Consider the following 19,426-nt stretch of genomic DNA (forward strand, 5'->3'; position numbering starts at 1 on the left):
GAGCGTCTCGTGGGCTCGGTGGGTTTTATGAGAGACATAAGAGACAGGTCAGAACATATCCAGCGCGACGCGCGCCTCGTCCGACATGCGCGCCTGATCCCATGGCGGATCGAAGACGACGTCGACGACCACGCCCAGAATGCCGCCGACGGAATTGACCGCCGTCTCGACCGAGCGCGTCAATTCGCCGGCGACGGGGCAACCGGGCGCCGTCAGGGTCATGTCGACCTTGACCAGACGTTCGGCCGTCACGTCGACCTTATAGATCAGACCCAGTTCATAGATGTCGCAAGGAATCTCGGGGTCGAAGACGGTCTTGAAGGAGGCGACGCAATCGTCGGTGAATCTTGTGCGTTCGGCCTGCGGAATCGACGCGTCAAAGATCCACTTTGGCTCATGCGGCATCACCTCCGCAGCTTCGCCCAGGTTCTCCTCGACCATCGATTGATTCCTCATACCTTCCGCATGAACCGGTTCAAGGCTGGTCATGCAAATACCCTTTCCCGTTCGACCCACTCGCTATTGTCAGAAAGCGGTCCGCTTTGTCGGCGAGCGTCGCGCCGCTCACTATATGCGAATTTCCCGCCAAGATACGACCCAGCCGAGACGATTAACTCCGTCTGCGGCCTCAGGCGAACATCTTCTCCGCCTTGAGCAAAGCTTCGACCAGCTTATCGACTTCCTCGAAGGTGTTATAGAGCGCAAAGGACGCCCGGCAGGTCGAGGTGACGCCATAACGTCGCAGCAGCGGCTGCGCGCAATGCGTGCCGGCCCGCACCGCGACGCCGGCGTGATCGAGGATCGTCGCGACGTCATGAGCGTGAGCATTCTTCATTTCGAAGGAAATGATGGCGCCCTTGCCCTCGGCCTGACCGAAGATCCGCAGGGATTTGACCTCCGCCAGACGCTCATGCGCGTACTCGCTCAAGGCCATCTCATGCGCATGGATGCGGTCGCGGCCGAGCGCGCGCATATATTCGAGCGCAGCCCCGAGCCCAACGGCCTGGATGATCGGCGGCGTGCCCGCCTCGAAGCGGTGCGGCGGTTCATTATAGGTGACGTAATCCTGCGTCACATCCTTGATCATCTCGCCGCCGCCAAGGAAGGGCGGCATCGCTTCCAGCCATTTCGCCTTGCCATAGAGGGCGCCGATTCCGGTCGGGCCATAGAGCTTGTGGCCGGTCACGACATAGAAATCGACGTCGAGATCACGCACGTCGACCGGGAGATGAACGGCGCCTTGCGAGCCATCGACCAGGACGGGAATGCCACGCTCATGCGCGAGCCGGATGAGGTCCTTGATCGGCGTCACCGTGCCAAGCACATTGGACATATGGGTAATGGCGACGATCTTCGTCTTCGGCCCGAGCGCCGCCTCGAAACGCTCCAGCGAGAAGGCGCCGTCCTCGTCGACGTCGACCCATTTCAGCACCGCGCCCCTGCGCTCGCGCAGAAAATGCCACGGCACGATATTGGCGTGGTGCTCCATCACCGAAAGGACGATTTCGTCGCCCGGCTTGATATAGGCTTCGCCGAACGAGGCGGCGACGAGATTGATCGCCTCGGTCGCCGATTTGGTGAAGATGATGTCGTTGACCGACTCGGCATTCAGAAAGGATCGCACGCTTTCGCGCGCGGCCTCGAAGGCGTCGGTCGCGGCGTTGGCGAGAAAATGCAGGCCGCGATGGACGTTGGCGTATTCATGATAGGTCGCCTCGACCATGCGCTCGACGACCGCCTTCGGCTTTTGCGCCGAGGCGCCATTGTCGAGATAGACCAGCGGCTTGCCATAAACCTGCGTCGCGAGGATCGGAAAATCCTCGCGGATGGCGGCGACGTCGTAGGGCGCGGGGGCCGGACTATGCTTGTTCATGGCGCATCTCCGGCAGCCGGCGCCGCGCCTCTGGCCGACAGCCAGCACACGATCTTTTCGCGCAATTCGGCGCCCGTCGCCTCATCGAGAAGTTCGTCGACGAGATCGGCGGCGAAGGCCTCGAGCAGCAGCGCCTCGGCCTCGGCGAAGGGAAGGCCGCGCGTCTGCAGATAGAAAAGCTGGTTTTCGTCGAGGCCGCCGCAGGTCGCGCCATGGCCGCAGGCGACGTCGTCGGCGAAGATCTCAAGCTCGGGCTTGTTGTTCATGGCGACGCCATCGGACAGGAGCAGCGCCTTGCTCATCATCCGTCCGTCGGTCTTCTGCGCCTCTTTCTCGACGGTGATCTTGCCCTGGAACACCCCGACCGCTTCCTCATCGAGGACATATTTGAAGGTCTCGCGCCCGGCGCACCCCGTCCCCGCGTGTTCGACCAGCAAGGTCGTGTCGGCATGCTCGCGGCCGCGCAGCAGGGAGACGCCGCTGAGAGTCCCCTCGGAATCGGCGCCGTCGAAGCGCATGAAGATCTGGCGGCGCACGACGCCGCCGTCGCCGATCAGCCCGAAACTCTTGAACTTCACACGCGCGCCGAGGCGAACGATCATGCTCTCGATGCGAAGGCTGGAGCGGCCCATTCCCGTCATCGAGACGATATGGTCGCAGGCCGCCTCGTCGCCGACCGATACGATCAGGCAGCGATTGGTCTGCGCCGCCTGCGCGCCGAAATCCTCCTCGATCAGCCGCATCGAGGCGCCGGCGCCGACGATCAGCGCCGAGCGCGCATAGGAGGCGCGCGGCTCGCACGCGGTCGAGGCGTAGATGATGCGGATCGGCTCGGCGACCACGGCGCCGGGGGCGACCTCGATCACGACGCCGTCCTGCATCAAGGCGGCGTTGAGCGACACGATGGTGTCGGCGCCGCCGAATTCCTGCGCCGCCAGCAGCGCGATCAAATCGGGACGCCCGGCGGCGAGCACGGAAGCGAGCGACTGGATGACGACGCCTTCCGGCGCCGGATCCGACAATTGCGCGACGAACACGCCATCGACGACGACGAGACGACAGCCCGGCGCAGAGGCGGCGAGCTTTTCACGCAATGCCGCAAGCGAATCGGCGGAAGGCGCCTCGGCAAGCGGCGCGGCGGTGCGCATAAGCGCGCGCAGATCGGTATAATGCCAGGCCTCGATGCGCCGATGCGGCAGGCCCGCGTCATAAAATTTGCTGAACGACGTCTCGCGCAATTTTCGCGCGTCGGGGCCGCCGGGCAAGCCCGGCAGGGCGGCGTCGAACGCTTCGGCGAGAGCAGCCTCGGCCAGCGTGCGCGGCGGCGTCATTGGAGCGCTCATCTTCGTTCCCCCTCAGGCTGCGTCGGCGACATAATCGCGATAGCCGCTCTTTTCGAGCTCAAGCGCGAGATCGGCGCCGCCGGTCTTGGCGATCCGACCCTTGGCCATGACATGCACCGTGTCCGGCACGATATAGTCGAGCAGGCGCTGGTAATGGGTGATGATGAGGAAGCTGCGCTTTGGCGAGCGCAGGGCGTTGACGCCCGCAGCCACGACGCGCAGCGCGTCAATATCGAGCCCGGAGTCGGTCTCGTCGAGAATGGCGAGGGTCGGCTCGAGCAGCGCCATCTGCAAAATATCCATGCGCTTCTTCTCGCCGCCGGAGAAGCCGACGTTCAGCGCCCGCTTCAGCATATCCGGCTTGATTTCGAGCTTTTCGGCGCCGGCCTTGACACGCTTCATGAGTTCCGGCGTCGACAGCTCCTCCTCGCCGCGCTGCTTGCGCTGTGCGTTCAGCGCCGCCTTGAGGAAGGTCATGGTGGCGACGCCCGGAATTTCGAGCGGATACTGGAAGGCGAGAAAGACGCCCCTGGCCGCGCGGACATCGGGCTCAAGGCCGAGCAGATCGACCCCGTCGAGCAGGATCTCGCCCGCCTCCACGGTATAGTCCTTGCGCCCGGCGATGACGTAGGACAGCGTCGATTTGCCGGTGCCGTTCGGGCCCATGATGGCCGCGACTTCGCCGTCCCGCACGGTCAGGTTGAGATCGTCGAGAATGGGGCGGCCGTCGATCGAGACGGTGAGATTCTTGATTTCCAGCATGATCTTGTCCTTCGCGTTGCGGCGGGCGCGGGCCGCTTCGCCCTGCGCTTTCCGGCCGATGTATTGGCCAACGAGGCGGATTTCGCCTCAGACGACGGTTGGTCGATCGGTCGCTAGCCGACGCTGCCTTCAAGCGAGATCGCGATCAGCTTTTGCGCCTCGACCGCAAATTCCATCGGGAGCTGCTGCAGCACGTCGCGCACGAAGCCGTTGACGATCAGCGCCGTCGCCTCTTCCGCCGAAAGCCCGCGCTGCATGCAATAGAACAGCTGATCGTCGGAGATTTTCGACGTCGTCGCCTCATGTTCGAATTGCGTGCTGGTATTGCGTGATTCGATATAGGGCACCGTATGCGCGCCGCAGGAATTGCCGATCAGCAGCGAGTCGCAATTGGTGAAATTGCGCGCTCCCGTCGCCTTGCGGTGCGAGGAGACCTGGCCGCGATAGGTATTCTGCGACTTGCCCGCCGAAATTCCCTTCGAGATGATCCGGCTCGTCGTGTTCTTGCCGAGATGGATCATCTTGGTGCCGGAGTCGACCTGCTGGCGCCCGTTCGAGATCGCGATGGAATAGAACTCGCCGCGCGATTCATCGCCGCGCAGGATGCAGGACGGATATTTCCAGGTGATCGCCGATCCGGTCTCGACCTGCGTCCAGGAGATCTTCGACCGCGCGCCGCGGCAATCGCCGCGCTTGGTGACGAAATTGAAGATGCCGCCCTTGCCTTCCGAGTCGCCCGGATACCAGTTCTGCACCGTCGAATATTTGATCTCGGCGTCCTCATGGGTGACGAGCTCGACGACGGCGGCGTGAAGCTGGTTTTCATCCCGCTTGGGCGCGGTGCAGCCTTCGAGATAGGAGACGTAGGAGCCCTTGTCGGCAATGATCAGCGTGCGTTCGAACTGGCCGGTGTTCTGCTCGTTGATGCGGAAATAGGTCGAGAGCTCCATCGGGCAGCGCACCCCCGGCGGGATGTAGACGAAAGAGCCATCGGAAAACACGGCGCTGTTCAGCGTCGCGAAATAATTGTCGGTGGTCGGCACGACTGAGCCGAGATATTTCTGAACCAGTTCGGGATGCGTGTGGACGGCCTCGGAGATCGGGCAGAAAATCACCCCGGCCTTTGCGAGCTCATCCTTGAAGGTGGTGACGACCGAGACGGAATCGAACACGGCGTCGACGGCGACGCGGCGCTCGGGCGCAACGCCGGCCAAAATCTCCTGTTCACCGAGCGGAATGCCAAGCTTGGCGTAGACTTTCAGGAGTTCCGGATCGACTTCGTCGAGCGATTTCGGGCCGGCGGCCGTCTTCGGCGCCGAATAATAGTAGAGGTCCTGATAATCGATTTTAGGAAAATCGACGCGGGCCCAGGTCGGCTCGGCCATGGTCAGCCAGCGGCGGAAGGCGCCAAGACGCCATTGCGTCAGCCAGTCGGGTTCATTCTTCTTGGCCGAGATGAATCTGACAATGTCCTCATTCAGACCTTTTGGAGCCTTTTCAGACTCGATGTCAGAAAAGAAACCGTACTTGTACTCGCTGACGTCGATCGACTTGACGCGATCGACGGTCTCCTGGACCGCTGCCATATCTTTCTCCTCACCCTGCCGGTTTCAAGGACCGCCGGTTCAGACTTCGACCATAGACCGGGCGAGCTCCGCCGTCTTCAGCGGGTCGCGCCTTTAGCATTTACGCCATTTGACCAGACGCCCGCAGCGCCCTCGCCTTGACGGCGCGGACCCCCGTTTCGAGCGCCCTGACGAATGTCGCGCAATCGGCCTTCGTCGAATCCCAGCCCAGACTGACCCGGATAGCGCCGCGCGCCAAGTCCGGCGCGACGCGCATCGCCGTCAGAACATGGGACCGCTTCACCTTTCCGGATGAACACGCGGACCCTGAGGATACGGCGACGCCCTCGATATCAAGCCTCATGAGCAAGAGCTGTGCCTCGATGCCGGGGATCGCGAAACAGCTTGTGTTATGCAAACGCTCCTCGCCCTGGCCGAAGATGACGACCTCCGGCGCGAACCGGGCGATTTCAGCCTCGATCTCGTCGCGCCAGGACGACAATTGGCCTGAACTTTCGAGCCCTTCGCGCGCCGGCGCGAGCGCCGCCGCCAACCCTGCGATCGCCGCGACGTTTTCGGTGCCGGCGCGAAAGCCGCGCTCCTGGCCGCCGCCGCGAACCATCGTCTCTCCTATATGGGACGTCTCGTCCCTGAAGCAAAGCGCCGCCGCGCCCTGGGGGCCGCCGAACTTATGCGCCGATACGACAATGGCGTCCGCGCCGAGGCCGGCAAGGTCGCAATCGATCTTGCCGGCGGCCTGGACGGCGTCGCAGATGAGCGCGCCTCCCGCGGCATGCGCGAGCGCGGCGGCTGCGGCGACCGGCTGAATGACGCCGGTCTCATTGTTCGCCGCCTGCAGCGCCAGCAAGATCCGCCGGCCCTGATTCTGCCGCAAGGTCCGGCCCAGCTCTTCAAGATCGATCACGCCGCCCGGCGTTAATGTCGCTATTGCGACAGTCTCCGGCGCAAAACGATGTCCGGAAAGGACCGCGGCGTGTTCGCCGGCGCCGACCAGCAACATGTCGAAAGGTCCGAGGGCGCCCAGTCGAAGCGTCGGCGTCAGCGCCAGATTGAGCGCCTCGGTGCCGCCGGAGGCGAATACGATTGCTTTTGACGGCGCATTGAGGAAGGCGCCAAGCGCGATCCGGGCGTTTTCGATCAGCGCGCGCGCGGCGCGGCCCTCGGCATGAACGGAAGAAGCGTTGCCCGGCTGGTCGAGCACGCCGAGCATCGCCTCGCGCGCAGCCGGGCGCAACGACGTCGTCGCATTGTGATCGAGATAAGCGCGGATCGGCGGCACAGTCCATCATCCCCGGCATGAACCGCCCGTCGAGGGCGGGAAACCCTTCAAAGTGCTTGCAATCCGTCCCGCCGGACGTGCTAGAAAGGCCGGCGACGGTTGAAATCATGCCCGAGCGGGCGCAGACGCCGCGCGAATTGAGACAGGACGTGCGCGCGAAACAGGACGCCCCTCATCAACCGCGCTCGGGCGCCGATCCGGTCGCGGGGCAATCGGGTTCTTGGCCCGGCGAGCCCGATCAGCCGAATACAGCTCGCCGAAGGCGAGGCGCGGCCAGCCGCCCTGTTCCAGGCGCGCTGCATTTACCGCCGTTACGCGGCGAACTTTGAGCACAATTCACTAGAAGGCGCGCGACCAGGAAGTCAAGACGAAGCGCGGCCGCCAAGGCAAGCCGAACGCAAGGCCGCGACCCCCGCAGAGCTGTTATGGAGATAAAATGCCAGAAGTCATGTTCAACGGTCCAGCCGGCCGCATCGAGGGGCGGTTCCATCCCTCGACCGTCCGCGGCGCGCCGATCGCCATCATTCTGCATCCGCACCCGCAATTCGGCGGGACGATGAACAATCAGATTGTGTATAATCTTTATTACGCTTTCGCCGAGCGGGGCTTCGCCGTGCTGCGGTTCAATTTTCGCGGCGTCGGCCGCAGCCAGGGCGGCTTCGATCATGGCCAGGGCGAATTGTCCGACGCCGCCGCGGCGCTCGACTGGGCGCAATCGGTCAATCCCGAAGCCCGCGCCTGCTGGATCGCCGGCATTTCCTTCGGCTCATGGATCGGCATGCAGCTTCTGATGCGGCGGCCCGAGATCGAAGGCTTCATCTCGATCGCTCCGCCGGCCAATCGCTTCGATTTCTCTTTTCTCGCTCCCTGCCCTTCATCGGGCCTGTTCGTGCATGGCGATCAGGATCGCGTCGCCCCGCTGAAGGAGGTGACTGCGCTGATCGAGAAGCTGAAGACGCAGAAGGGCATCCTGATCGAGCACGCGGTGATTCCGGGCGCCAATCATTTCTTCGAAAATCGCGTCGAGCCGCTGATCGAAGAGGTCGGCATCTATCTCGACCGGCGTCTTGGCAATCCGCCGCGCCTGCCGACGCCGACGCGCAGCGAAGTCGCCGAGAAACGCGTCCAGGACTGAGCCGACCGCCATCCCGTACGGCGTCTTGCCGGTTAGCGTCACGCTTATGTTTCTCCCGCGACCGGCTCCGGTCGCGGACTTGCCGCACAGGCTGGTTCAATCTGATCGGAAAGCGCTCTAGGCTTTTGGCTCGGGGACTGGCACGTCAAAGGTGTTGAGCGTCACCGACACGAGGCAATAAAGCCCGACGAGATAGGAAAGTTCGGCCGCGCCATGCTGGCCGAACGCCTCGACCGCCACGTTGTATACGATCTCCGGCAAGACGCCGCCGCCGACGAGGCAGCTTGCGACATCATAGGCGATCGCCTCAGGCCGCGTGAGGTCGCCCGGCCGCTGACCGGCGACGATGGTGGCGATCTTTTCGTCCGAGAGACCGCGCAATTCGCCGACCAGCACATGGGCGTAGAGCTCATAGGCCGAGTGGAAATGCGCGCCGGTCACAAGGATCGCGACCTCGCGCACATTTTTCGGGAGCGTCGGATTGCTCGCGAGCGCCTTGACGAGATCCCAGCTTGCCTTGCCGAACGCCGGCTCGTGCAGCCAGGGATTCCACGGCCCGACAAGCGCGCCGTCCTCGCGCACGGCGATGAACCCCTTGAAATTGGCGGCGATTCCTTCGCTCATGTCGTTGTAGAGCGCGCGTTGTTCAGGCGTGAGGTCTGACGGGGCGATTAACGGAAGACGCATGGCAACTCCTGACGGCGCTCCCCGCCGAATCGGGAAGCCAGCATAGTCTTTCCCAAAATCTTATCGATTCAATGGCGCCAGAGAGTCGCAGCCGCTCAGCCCTGGGCCGGCGCGCGCGCGATCTGTCCGCCGGCGAGCGGCGCGCCGACGCCGGTCGTGGTGGGAAAGGTGATCGCGAGATTTTTCAGGCTCCTCACCGCCATATAGGCGAAGGCCTGCGCTTCCATGGCGTCGATCGACCAGCCGAGCGTCTCGGCCGGCGCAACCTTGCAGGGCAGGCGGCGCGCCAGTTCGCGCATCAGAGTCGCATTTCGCGCGCCGCCGCCGCAGACGACGGCAAGCTCCGGGCGCTGCGGCATCAGCGCGACCGCGCGGGCGATGGCCGCCGCCGTGAAAGCGGTCAGCGTCGCCGCCGCGTCGTTCGTCGAAAGCCCGGCGACCGGCGCCGCCGAAAATGCGTTGCGATCGAGCGATTTTGGCGCCGGCAGGACGAAGAACGGATGATCCATCAGCTCCGCCAAAATGCTTTCGTCGACGTCGCCTTCGGCCGCCGCGGCGCCGTTACGGTCCATCGCCTCGCCGGTGCGCGACAGCATCAGATCGTCGATAAGGGCGTTGCCCGGGCCGGCGTCACAGGCGATCGGCGTGTTTCCGGGCGCGCAGAAGGTGATGTTTGAGACGCCGCCGATATTGATGACGACCACCGGCTTTTCGAAGCCGGCGGCGGCGGCAAGGGCGCTATGGAACACCGGCACGAGCGGCGCGCCCTGCCCGCCCTGCGCCACATCGGCGGCTCGGAAATCATGCACCACGTCGATTCCAAGGGTCTGCGCAAGCGCGGGGCCGTCGCCGATCTGGACAGTGAGCCCGCTTTGCGGCCGGTGCAGAACAGTTTGCCCGTGGAAGCCAATGACCGTTATGTCCGCCGGCTCGAGATGCTGGATTTCGAGGAAGCGCTTGACCGCGACCGCGTGCCGGTCGGTAATCATCGCTTCGGCCTCAAGAAGCGAGCCGGGACGCGCCCGCTGGTCGCCTAGCGTTGCAGCGTCGGCGAGCGCGCGCCGCAACAAGGCGCGGTCCGCCTCGGCATAGGGAAAGGCGCTCACGCCGCCAAGGCGAATCTGGCCTTCCCCATCCGTCTCGATCAGGGCGACGTCGACGCCGTCCATCGACGTGCCGCTCATCAGGCCGATGGCTGTGACAGTCATTGCGGATCCTTTAGGAACATTTTCGGTCTCGTCCTTCGGGCTTATTCAAGATGGCGCGCCGCTCGCGCCTTGGAGCCGTGCCGCGGCGCACCGCAAACTTCACCCATACCAACGATATTGGCCAGATAGCGCGCCGCCGGTTGAGGAGAGGACGATGTTCGACGAATTCATGCTCCGGGTCAAAGTCCTTGATGTTCTGAATTCGACCCCATGCCGAAAAATCGCTTTCGTCTGCGCCGGAATGTCGATCATGGGCTATCATTACAGCTATCTCGCCGAACTCATCAACCGATGCAGCGTCGACATCCAGTTCGGGTCCTCCGACGGCGCCAACGGCCAATATGACGATAAAACCGATACATTACGGTTTGGCCGCCGCGACGCCGGCTTTTATGCGACGGGAGAGAGCCGGGCGCTGATCGTCCATGAATGCACCCATGCGATCATTGACGCCACTCATCCTGGCGGGATTGTCCGGCGCGCCGACAATGAGGCGACGGCCTGGATCGCGGAGACGATTTACCGGATGTTGACCGGCGAAAAAATGACAAAAACCGGCGCGTTTTACGAGTCGCTCTACGATGTCGCCGGCAAATCCATCGAAGCCGCTAAAACGGGCGGTCCATTCGTGATAGATCCGAGAGCCGTCAGCCTGATCGGCGGAACCCTTCGCGCGGGCGACGAGGTCCGCGCGAAGGCGGCCGGCAAGATGGTTCCCGATCAGGAAAAAATGAGCGGCATTCCCTACTAGCTCCGTGAATACCGCCAGTATTCATGTCGTTTTTATGAATGATTAACCGCAAGGCCGTGGTCCTTATTCGGTCTATAGTGCGCTTCTCTCTACCAGAACGAGAAACGCGACATGACTGGCAAAAGCGCTATCGCCGCAAGGCTTGGCGAAAGCGGCCTTCTTCTGCCGTCCCTGATCGGCGAGGCGCTACAGGCGAACGACCGTATCAAACTCCGCTTCAGCCTGTTGCAGGAGGCGTTGGCGCAGGCGCGCAATCCGCATGAGCGGCCCGCCACATTCGTCGCCGAACGGCAGTCGGCCGGGCTCGGCGACGCCCAATTCGACGCCATTGTCTCAGGCGCAAAAGCCATCGACGCCGACGCCATCCTTGCGCCCGGCGCCGGCGCCCTTCTCGCGGGGATCAAGCCCGACCTTGCCGCCATGCTGGCGCCGGTCGAGACAACCGATCCGACCGCGGCGGCAGGTTACGCGGCAAGGCTCGAACGTCTCGGCGCTTGCCTCGCAGGCCCGGACGGCGACGCCGTCAGCGCCGCCAAAATCTCCGCCATGACCTCGGGCCGGCGCGAGGCGGGCGACAGCCTGCATCTTCTGGTCATGGATCTGCACAAGGCGATCAACACGATTGCCGCGGCGAGCGCGCCGGAAATCATCGACGGCTGCAGCGCCCATGGCGCGAGCCCGCAGGACCGCGTGCGGATCGCCGCCTTCATGCGCGGCGTCAATCGCACCCGCGCGCTCGCCTTCGGCCACCCGGGACTGGGCGCGACGGCTGTACGCACGGGCGCCTCGCTGACGATCCAGAACGATATCGGCACGACCGACGCGCATGTTCTCGTCGTCCACGTCGGGGATCAGAGCGTCGCCGTGACCTACACCGACGTGCACCGGCCCCGCGCCAAATTCTTCATCGGGATGTTCGCCGGAGAGGGCGTCGAATTCGGTCCCATGAGCGAACATCAGACGCGGGGCATCGGCGAAGAAGATGTCTTCTATCTGCTGACCGGCCGCTTTTCCGGCCCCGAGCCGGCGCTGCTCTCCTTCCTCGAAGCGCTCGGCGCGCGGCTCGTCTTTCTCATTGACTGGAACAAGGCGCGCAAGGCGCTGCAGATCTTTGCCGGCAAGGAGAGCGCGGCTGAACTGCTGGCCTTCGCGGCAGCCAAGGAGTATGGCCATCGCGCCTTTCTCGAACTCGGCGGCGCGGACCTTGTCTTCGACGCCGTGCGCAAGGTCGCCGCCGGACGTATTCCGTATGGGGCCCGGCTCGACGACGCGCTCGGCCGCGCGCCAACGCGCGATTTTCTGCGCGAGGTATTGCGGCGGACCAGCCTTGGCCTTGCCGCCGGGCGCTCGGCGCGACTGATCCGCGATGAAATCCAGGCCGATCTGTCGCAAAGATTTGAAAGCGCCGAAGCGACGCTCCTCGTGCTGATCGTGCGCCATCTCGGGCTCTCCCGCATGCTGGCTGGTTGGCTCGCCGACTTGACGTCCGGCGGCGCGACGGACCGGCGCCGCTTTGCCGCCCGCTCCGCTCTGCTTGAAAAAAAGGCCGATGCGCTGACGCTCGCAGCGCGCGAAATAGCGGGCCGCCTCAGCGGCGCCGACGTCCTGCTCCACCTCGTCAATGCGGTCGAGAACGCCATGGACGCGCTGGACGAATGCGCCTTCCTGATCAGCCTTCGTCCCGAGGCGGAGGCTTTGGACGTGGCGGAAGTCGAGCTTTCGACCCTCGCCAGCATCGGGCTCGAAAGTTTCAGCCATCTCATTCGCGCCTGCGAGGCGGCGATGCTTGCGCCAGCCGGCCCGCGCGCTGACGTCACAGACGCGCTGCGTTCGATCGACGCCGTGCTCGACGCCGAACATCGCGCCGACGCCGCCCTGCGCGAGGCGATGCGCGCGTGCTTCGGCGCGCAGGGTCTTGACGCGCGCGGCCTGACGCTACGGCTCGAAGTCGCGCGTATGATCGAGGCCTCGACCGATCACCTCGCTCATGCGGCGCTGGCCCTGCGCGATCATGTCCTGAAGGAGTTGTCCGCATGATCCAGCAAAGTTTTGAGCCGGTCTTCATCGGCGCCACGGGGGCCGAGGACGCCCCAAAAAGTTTCGGCGCAAAAGAGCTGGGCTCGAAGGCGGCGATGCTCTGGCGCATGAATGCGCTCGGCTTTGCCGTTCCGCCCGCCTTCGTCCTGCCGACGGCCCTCTGCCGACCCGCCAATGCCGGCGAGCAGCCTGCGCTTGCCGCCATCGACGAAGGGTTGCGCGCGGGCGTCGCCTTTCTCGAACAGGCGACGGGACGACGCTTCGGCGACGCCCGCCGGCCCCTGCTCGTCTCGGTGCGCTCCGGCGCCGAACGCTCGATGCCGGGGATGCTTGAGACGGTGCTCGACGTCGGCCTCAATGAGGTCACGCTGCGCGGCCTGATCCGCCTGACCGGCAATCCGCGGCTCGCCTTCGACTGCCGGCGCCGCTTCATCGAGAGTTTTAGCGAGGTCGTCGGCGGCGTCGCTCCGTCCGCCCTGGCGCAGCGCCTCGCCGCCCTGATGGGCGAAGAGGACGCTTTGAACGAAGCCGAGCTCGATTGCGAGGCGCTGGAGCGGCTCGTCAAGGATTTCGAGGCGATCGCCGCGCGCGAATGCGAGACGCCTCTGCCCGACGATCCTTTCGAGCAATTGGCCGGCGCAGCCCGCGCCGTCTATCGCTCCTGGGACAGCCCCAAGGCGCGGGAATATCGCCGCCTCAATGCGCTCGAAAGCCTGCAGGGCACGGCCGTGACCGTTCAGGCCATGGTCTTCGGCAACGCCGGCGGACAATCGGGCGCGGGCGTCGCTTTCTCGCGCAACCCTTCGACCGGAGCGAAAGAGCTTTACGTCGACTTCCTTCTCGACGCGCAGGGCGAGGACGTCGTCTCGGGTCGTCGCACGCCGGGCGGCGCCGCGCTTCTGATGGCGCGTCTGCCGCAGGCGGCGCAGGAGCTTGACCTCGCGGCGGCGCGGCTGGAAGCCGAGTTCAAGGACGTTCAGGATATTGAATTCACCGTGGAGGAGGGAAAGCTCTTCTTCCTGCAAACCCGCGCGGCCAAACGCGCGCCGCTGGCGGCCGTGCGCATCGCCGCCGATCTGAAGCGCGAGGGCGTCATCGACGCGGCGACCGCGCTGCAGCGCATCGAGGGGATTGATCTTGCAACCCTCGGCGAGCAGCGCTTTGTCGGGTCCGCCGAAGCGGTCGCGCATGCGACCGCAGCCGCGCGGGGCGTCGCGAGCGGGCGCGCCGCCTTCGACAGCGAAAGCGCCAAGGAGCTGGCGGCCGCGGGCGATCCCGTCATTCTCGTGCGGCCGGACGTTTCGACCGAGGACATCGCGGGCTTTGCCGCCGCCGCCGGCATCCTCACCGCGACCGGCGGGCGCACCGCCCACGCCGCGGTTGTGGCGCGGCAGATGGGCAAGGTCTGTCTCGTCGGCTGCGCCGCGCTGCGCATCGCCCCTTCGTGGCGCGAGGCGCAGCTTGGCGCCCACACCGTCAGGCAGGGCGATTTTCTCTCCCTCGACGGATCGAGCGGCGAGATTTTCCTAGGGCGCCGAGAGATCGTGATCGAGCGCCCGGAAACCGAACTCGCCGAAATCGCCTCCTGGCGCGAAGCGCGCAAGGCGGGCTGAGCCCGCCGCCACGCCATCAGTTGCGCGCGGCTTGATAAGCGCGCGGCGCCACGCTACGGACAGCGCCATGTCCGAAGATTTTCGCCCCCGCTCCGAATTCCTGCAGACGCTGCTCCTGCGCGGCTATGTGCATCAATGCTCCGACCTCGAGGGCGTCGACGCCAAGGCGCAATCGGGCGAACTTGTCGCCTATATCGGCTTCGACTGCACCGCGCCGTCGCTGCATGTCGGCTCGCTCGTTCAGATCATGATGCTGCGCTGGCTGCAGAAAACCGGCGGCAAGCCGATCGCGCTGATGGGCGGCGGCACGACGCAGGTCGGCGACCCGTCCGGCAAGGACGAAAGCCGCAAGATCCTCTCGCTTGAGGCGATCGAGGCCAACAAGGCCGGCATCGCCAGCGTCTTTTCCAAATTCATCGCCTTCGGCGAGGAAAAGACGGAAGCGCTGATGGTCGACAATGCGGAATGGCTGACGGCGCTGAAATATGTCGACTTCTTGCGCGACGTCGGACGGCATTTCTCGGTCAACCGCATGATGGCGATGGACTCCGTCAAGCTGCGGCTCGAACGCGATCAGGAGCTATCCTTCCTCGAATTCAACTATATGTGCCTGCAGGGTTATGATTTCGTCGAGCTCAACCGGCGCTACGGCTGCGCGTTACAGATGGGCGGCTCCGACCAGTGGGGCAATATCATCACCGGCCTCGATCTCGGGCGCAGGCTCGGGACCCCGCAGCTTTACGCGCTGACCTCGCCGCTGCTGACGACGGCGTCCGGCGCCAAAATGGGTAAGACGGCGCAAGGGGCGGTCTGGCTCAACGAGGACATGCTGCCGGTCTTCGACTATTGGCAGTTCTGGCGCAATTGCGAGGATCGCGACGTCGGGCGCTTTCTAAAACTGTTCACGGAATTGCCGCTCGACGAAGTGGTCCGGCTCGAATCCCTCGGCGGCGCCGAGATCAACGAAGCCAAGAAGATCCTCGCGACGGAAGCCACCAGCATGGCGCATGGGCGCGCGGCCGCGCTTCTCGCCGAGGAAGCCGCGCGCAAGACCTTCGAGGAAGGCGCGCTCGCCGAGAGCCTGCCCTCAATCAACATCGACGCCGCGGAGATCGAGGCGGGACTTGGCGTTCTCGCCGCTTTCGTCAAGGCCGGACTGGTGGCTTCGACCAGCGAGGCGCGCCGGCAGATCAAGGGCGGCGGATTGCGCGTGAACGACGCGGCGGTAAGCGATGAGCGCGCGGCGCTTGCGCGCGGCGACGTCGCCAGCGGCGTCATAAAGCTTTCGCTCGGCCGCAAACGGCATGTGCTGCTGAAGCTTGTCTGATTTAGGAGAGCGGCGGCCGTGCGCCGGCGTTACTGCCCGGCCCCCGGGATATGCTGCCCTACGCCGAAAATCTGCCGGAAGATGCCGGGCGCGATGGCCGAAAGCGGATTGATGCTGAGCGTCGGCGTGCTGACCGTCCCCTCGACACGATAATTGACGCCGATCAGCCCCTCATTGGCGCCGCCGCCGAGAATGAGGCCGACGACGGGGATTTTCGAGAACAGATTATTGACCGCATAGGCGGGCACGAAGGTGCCTTTCATGTCGACCGCGTCGCGCGCGAAATCGATCCAGCCGTCGACGGTAAGCCCGATGGCCTCGCCATTGATGACGCCGTCATGCAGTTGCAGTCTGGTGCCGGCGCGATCGAACCGCACCTGCAGACGGTTGAAGGCCATTGCGCCGGCGTCGATGTTGCGCAGCTTGTCGGCGGCGTCGCCCGCCGGAGCGCTTTCGGCGACGAGGCGGCGCAAAGCCGGCTCGTCGCGCAGCACGAAGGCATTGATGACGAGCGTTCCCGACATTGCCGGGCCAAGCTGCATATTCGCCTGTAGCTGCCCCCGCTCCATATGCCGGTAGAGATCGGTAAACAGAAGCAGCGATCCGGCGTCGTCGGACAGCATCGTCAGTTGCGAGGCGTTGGAGGGTCCGGCGAGATTGCCGGAAACGGTGTCCCGGCCGAAACGGCCGGCGAAGGAAAGCTGCTTGAACTGATCGCCTCGCTTCAGCATGCGCAACTCAAGCCCGCTGAGAACCTGCTTGTTGTAGCCGGTCAGCAGGGCGGATTTCACGTCGAGATCGATTTCCTTGATCGCCGCGGTGGATGCCCCGGCAGCCGGCGCTCCCGCTACAACGCCAGGGGCGGGCGTTGCATCGGCCGATGAAGCGAGCAGGGTTTTGAGGAACGGCCGCGCGTCGATCGTCTGGGCGCGCACGGTGACCTTGAGCGTTTCGCCGACCTTCAAGGCCTCCAGCCTGGCGTCGTCGCCGGTCGAAAATTTTACCTGAGGAAATTTCGCTGACTGGATCGATTGATCGGCCGCGAGCTCGATCTGGCCACGCGCCTGAAGCGTCCCGGCGTCGAAGGCGATCTGGTCGAGCACGCTTTGACCGTCCGTGACGACGAGCGCAAATTTCGCCTTGCCCGGCCGCCCCAGAGGCTTCGAGGCGCCCGGCCAGTCGATCGCCGCACGGCTCAAATCGAGCTCAACCTCCGCTTTGACATTGGGGCCCGCTCCAAGCGGCGCGCTGATCGCGGCGGCGATCACGCCGGTTACGCCTGGAACGCCGCCAAGTCCCTGCCGGGCGCGGGCGGCGTCATCGACAAGGACATGCACATTGGCGAAAGCCGGCTTGCCGGCGGGCTGAGCCAGTTCGACCGTCGCCGGGGCGCCGAACATCTTGCCCTGCCCGCTCGCCTTCAGCCCGGTTGAATCCACGACGATGTTCAGCGTAGCCGCATCGAGCGGCTCCTTGCCCAGAATATTGTCGGCGGTGAAATTGGACGCCGTCGCGTTGATTTTCAGGCTGGTGTCGGCCGGCCCCATTTTCGGGCCGAGCCGCAAATCGACCTCGAGCCGGCCATCGACCTGACCGCGCAAGGTCGCCGGGTCGAGCGGCAGGCTGGCGTAGGGCTTGAGCGCCTCGCGCGAGAGCAGTTCGCTCACCGCCTCGACGGCGCCCGAGACATTGGCGACGATCGCCGCCGGGACCGGTCTTTGCTCGGAATCCGGGATGTGGAAGGAGCCGCCCGGAGCAATTGTCAGAATGCGGCCGGCGCCGGCTTCGACGAGGCTGGGGCTTGTCGTCGTGAAGGTCGTCGATCGGCCGGTGACATGTCCGACGCCATCGATGCCGGTCAAAGGCGGCGCGCCGTTCAGAAATTCGACGCTTCCCCCGGACACGACGAAATCGACCAGGAGCGCCTCGTCCGGCGGCGAATGCTCGTTGCGCATCGACTCGAGGTCGGCGGCGCTGAAGTCGAGCCGCATCGAGCCCTGCCGAATGACGCCCGCCCCGACATGGTCGAGCAGGTAATTGCGGATGGGCGCGGCCATGAAGGACGGCCAGAGGCGCGTGACGATCGAAACCGGCGTCGGATCGATCGAGGCGCCGAGGCGCACGCGCGGCCCGTTGGTCCAGTCGACATCGCCCGTCATGGAGAAGCCCGCCTGCGGGCCGCCGAGCATGAATTTATCGATGATGAATTTCTTGTCGGCGAGAAACAGCCGCCCCGTCAGTGAGACAAGATCGAGGACCACGGGCTGTTGACCCGGACGCTCGGGCGCGGCGACGAGGGGCTCCGGCGCGCCGAGCTCGACGGTCCAGGCGTCGCCCTCGCGCTCGGGCAGCGCGAGGAAGCCGGAGACCGCGCCATGCGATTGGCCGGCGACCAGCGTCACCGGATCGACCATGATGCGTCGCTTGCCGCCGTCCCAATGGACGCCGCCCTTGATCTCATCGACGATCAGCGGCTCGTCGTTCGGATCATCGAATCGCAGATAGCCAGAGCCAAGGCCGAAAGTCGCGACCGCCTCCGACAGCACGCCGTCGGCGCGCAGCCCGATGTCCACATGCGCCGACAGGGGCATGTCGAAATCGGCGCCGATCGTGCGGACGCCGGTCGCGAGCAGGATTTCGTCCATCGACAGATTTTGCAAGGAGAACGTCAGCCGCCGGTCGGCGCCCGGCTGGCCGCTGGCGAGCCCGCTCGCCGACCAGCGCCCGTTCGGCCCGTCGACCGACAGGTCGAAACGCGTGCCGGCGTCGGTCTTGTCGAAGGCGAGGTTGACGCCGTCGAAGGTCATCTTCTGATTGGAGGTGCGGTCGTCAATAACGATGCGCCCACGCGTGATGCCGACCCGGTCGACGGCGGCGATCTGGCTGTTTGGACTGGTCAAAGCGTCGATCACGAGACGCATGGCCGAAGACAGCTGCTTGACGAGCAGCGCGCGAGGCTTTGGCTGAGCGGGCGGCTCGGCGGCGGGCGCGCCGGCCGGGACCGCCGGTTCGGACGGCGCGACCGCCGGGATCGCCTCCCGGCGCAAGGATTCGGCGAGCGGCGGCGTGATGGCGACGGCTTCCTCGGAGCCGCCGCCGGCAAGCTGGGCGATAGACCCATCGGGCAGCAGGGCGAGCCGCAGTTCGACATCGAAAATTTCAAGCCGCTTCGGCGCGATCTTGCCGCCGGCGAGCGACAGGAGATCGACCGAGACCTCGGCGCGCGGCGCGCTGAGCAGGGTTCGTCCCGACTGGTCCTTGACGACGAGCCGGTCGACGCCGAGCGTCGGCGAATAGCCGCGCTGCAGCATGGACGTCTGGCCGAAGGCGAAATCATAACCGTGACCGAAACGCTGATCGAGCGCCTGGGCGATGCTCGGGCCGAGCCCGTCGATCGCCATCGGCCCCTGCGCCAGACGGACGACCAGAAACACGCCCATGGTGACGAGGACGGCGAGAAGGGAGGCGACGACATAAGCGCAGGAGCGCGCAAGCACGGGCAGCCGGCCACGCGCCCTGAGCCGAGGAAGATCGACCTCGACCGCAAACTCCGCCGGCTTGTCCGGGACGGCGCGCTCTGGCGAGTCCTCACGCTGTTCGACCAACCGCTCGCGGCCTTTCATGCAAGCTGAAGCTGGAAACTTCAATGCTACGCGAATATAGGGAAACTGTCGAAGCCAACGCTTTCCTTGAAGCGATGGTTCGCGGTCATGAAACGCCTCGTCCGTCACCGCGTCCGCTCGCGACGCGCGACACTGCGGGCGCGGCGTGTCGATGCGGCTTCGGCTCCGGGAAGCCCCTGATTTATCAACTGCGGCGCGCTCG

Annotated in this window: 14 protein-coding genes; 5 read left to right on the top strand and 9 right to left on the bottom strand. The window is 65.0% G+C overall.

Translation table 11 applies throughout. The features are described 5' to 3' along the window. Nucleotides 1-48 precede the first annotated feature (48 nt). The 6 genes from CR492_RS07305 to CR492_RS07330 form a co-directional block, all read right to left on the bottom strand. A complete protein-coding gene (locus CR492_RS07305; RefSeq protein ID WP_102843216.1) occupies nucleotides 49-405 on the bottom strand; it encodes an iron-sulfur cluster assembly protein in 357 nt (118 codons plus the stop codon). A 223-nt stretch (nucleotides 406-628) separates the two neighbouring features. After that, nucleotides 629-1,873: a cysteine desulfurase gene (locus CR492_RS07310; RefSeq protein WP_102843095.1), complete on the bottom strand. Its 1,245-nt coding sequence runs from the start codon at nucleotides 1,871-1,873 to the stop codon at nucleotides 629-631. Next, on the bottom strand, nucleotides 1,870-3,216 hold the full coding sequence (locus tag CR492_RS07315) for a SufB/SufD family protein (protein WP_102843096.1): 1,347 nt from the start codon (nucleotides 3,214-3,216) through the stop codon (nucleotides 1,870-1,872). Before CR492_RS07315 ends, CR492_RS07310 begins: the two co-directional genes overlap by 4 nt. A 12-nt stretch (nucleotides 3,217-3,228) precedes the next feature. Beyond that, nucleotides 3,229-3,978, bottom strand: coding sequence for a Fe-S cluster assembly ATPase SufC (gene sufC, locus CR492_RS07320; protein WP_102843097.1), 750 nt, complete (start codon nucleotides 3,976-3,978; stop codon nucleotides 3,229-3,231). Between the two features lie 113 nt (nucleotides 3,979-4,091). Then, nucleotides 4,092-5,564, bottom strand: a complete 1,473-nt coding sequence (gene sufB / locus CR492_RS07325; RefSeq protein WP_102843098.1) for a Fe-S cluster assembly protein SufB — start codon at nucleotides 5,562-5,564, stop codon at nucleotides 4,092-4,094. 100 nt (nucleotides 5,565-5,664) lie between these two features. After that, nucleotides 5,665-6,843 (bottom strand): cysteine desulfurase family protein, encoded by a 1,179-nt coding sequence (locus tag CR492_RS07330; protein ID WP_102843099.1) that lies wholly within the window; start codon nucleotides 6,841-6,843, stop codon nucleotides 5,665-5,667. 436 nt (nucleotides 6,844-7,279) lie between these two features. Between CR492_RS07330 and CR492_RS07340 the strand changes: the two genes are divergently transcribed. Continuing rightward, nucleotides 7,280-7,978, top strand: coding sequence for an alpha/beta hydrolase (locus tag CR492_RS07340; RefSeq protein WP_102843101.1), 699 nt, complete (start codon nucleotides 7,280-7,282; stop codon nucleotides 7,976-7,978). A gap of 117 nt (nucleotides 7,979-8,095) precedes the next feature. Here the strand turns inward: CR492_RS07340 and CR492_RS07345 are convergent, their stop codons facing one another. Beyond that, nucleotides 8,096-8,665: a carboxymuconolactone decarboxylase family protein gene (locus CR492_RS07345; protein WP_102843102.1), complete on the bottom strand. Its 570-nt coding sequence runs from the start codon at nucleotides 8,663-8,665 to the stop codon at nucleotides 8,096-8,098. A 95-nt stretch (nucleotides 8,666-8,760) separates the two neighbouring features. Next, a complete protein-coding gene (locus CR492_RS07350; protein WP_102843103.1) occupies nucleotides 8,761-9,873 on the bottom strand; it encodes an anhydro-N-acetylmuramic acid kinase in 1,113 nt (370 codons plus the stop codon). A 154-nt stretch (nucleotides 9,874-10,027) separates the two neighbouring features. Here CR492_RS07350 and CR492_RS07355 point away from each other — a divergent pair, with 154 nt between their 5' ends. The 4 genes from CR492_RS07355 (at nucleotide 10,028) to tyrS (ending at nucleotide 15,601) form a co-directional block, all read left to right on the top strand. Then, nucleotides 10,028-10,624, top strand: a complete 597-nt coding sequence (locus CR492_RS07355; RefSeq protein WP_102843104.1) for a hypothetical protein — start codon at nucleotides 10,028-10,030, stop codon at nucleotides 10,622-10,624. Between the two features lie 111 nt (nucleotides 10,625-10,735). Next, a complete protein-coding gene (locus CR492_RS07360) occupies nucleotides 10,736-12,661 on the top strand; it encodes a hypothetical protein (RefSeq protein ID WP_102843105.1) in 1,926 nt (641 codons plus the stop codon). Beyond that, nucleotides 12,658-14,274 (top strand): PEP/pyruvate-binding domain-containing protein, encoded by a 1,617-nt coding sequence (locus tag CR492_RS07365; RefSeq protein ID WP_102843106.1) that lies wholly within the window; start codon nucleotides 12,658-12,660, stop codon nucleotides 14,272-14,274. The genes CR492_RS07360 and CR492_RS07365 overlap by 4 nt, the downstream gene beginning before the upstream one ends. Before the next feature lie 67 nt (nucleotides 14,275-14,341). Next, entirely contained in the window at nucleotides 14,342-15,601 is a 1,260-nt protein-coding gene (tyrS, locus tag CR492_RS07370) for a tyrosine--tRNA ligase (RefSeq protein WP_102843107.1), read from the top strand. 29 nt (nucleotides 15,602-15,630) lie between these two features. Here tyrS and CR492_RS07375 read toward each other — a convergent pair whose 3' ends face one another. Next, a complete protein-coding gene (locus CR492_RS07375) occupies nucleotides 15,631-19,206 on the bottom strand; it encodes a DUF3971 domain-containing protein (protein WP_146030195.1) in 3,576 nt (1,191 codons plus the stop codon). Nucleotides 19,207-19,426 lie beyond the last annotated feature (220 nt).

The sequence above is a fragment of the Methylocella silvestris genome (assembly GCF_002891535.1).
GTDB classification, from domain to species: domain Bacteria; phylum Pseudomonadota; class Alphaproteobacteria; order Rhizobiales; family Beijerinckiaceae; genus Methylocapsa; species Methylocapsa silvestris_A.

Coding starts and splice junctions, on each gene's coding strand:
- CR492_RS07305 (WP_102843216.1), bottom strand. CDS start 405: ATGCCGCATGAGCCAAAGTGGATCTTTGACGCGTCGATTCCGCAGGCC.
- CR492_RS07310 (WP_102843095.1), bottom strand. CDS start 1,873: ATGAACAAGCATAGTCCGGCCCCCGCGCCCTACGACGTCGCCGCCATC.
- CR492_RS07315 (WP_102843096.1), bottom strand. CDS start 3,216: ATGAGCGCTCCAATGACGCCGCCGCGCACGCTGGCCGAGGCTGCTCTC.
- sufC (WP_102843097.1), bottom strand. CDS start 3,978: ATGCTGGAAATCAAGAATCTCACCGTCTCGATCGACGGCCGCCCCATT.
- sufB (WP_102843098.1), bottom strand. CDS start 5,564: ATGGCAGCGGTCCAGGAGACCGTCGATCGCGTCAAGTCGATCGACGTC.
- CR492_RS07340 (WP_102843101.1), top strand. CDS start 7,280: ATGCCAGAAGTCATGTTCAACGGTCCAGCCGGCCGCATCGAGGGGCGG.
- CR492_RS07345 (WP_102843102.1), bottom strand. CDS start 8,665: ATGCGTCTTCCGTTAATCGCCCCGTCAGACCTCACGCCTGAACAACGC.
- CR492_RS07350 (WP_102843103.1), bottom strand. CDS start 9,873: ATGACTGTCACAGCCATCGGCCTGATGAGCGGCACGTCGATGGACGGC.
- CR492_RS07355 (WP_102843104.1), top strand. CDS start 10,028: ATGTTCGACGAATTCATGCTCCGGGTCAAAGTCCTTGATGTTCTGAAT.
- CR492_RS07360 (WP_102843105.1), top strand. CDS start 10,736: ATGACTGGCAAAAGCGCTATCGCCGCAAGGCTTGGCGAAAGCGGCCTT.
- CR492_RS07365 (WP_102843106.1), top strand. CDS start 12,658: ATGATCCAGCAAAGTTTTGAGCCGGTCTTCATCGGCGCCACGGGGGCC.
- tyrS (WP_102843107.1), top strand. CDS start 14,342: ATGTCCGAAGATTTTCGCCCCCGCTCCGAATTCCTGCAGACGCTGCTC.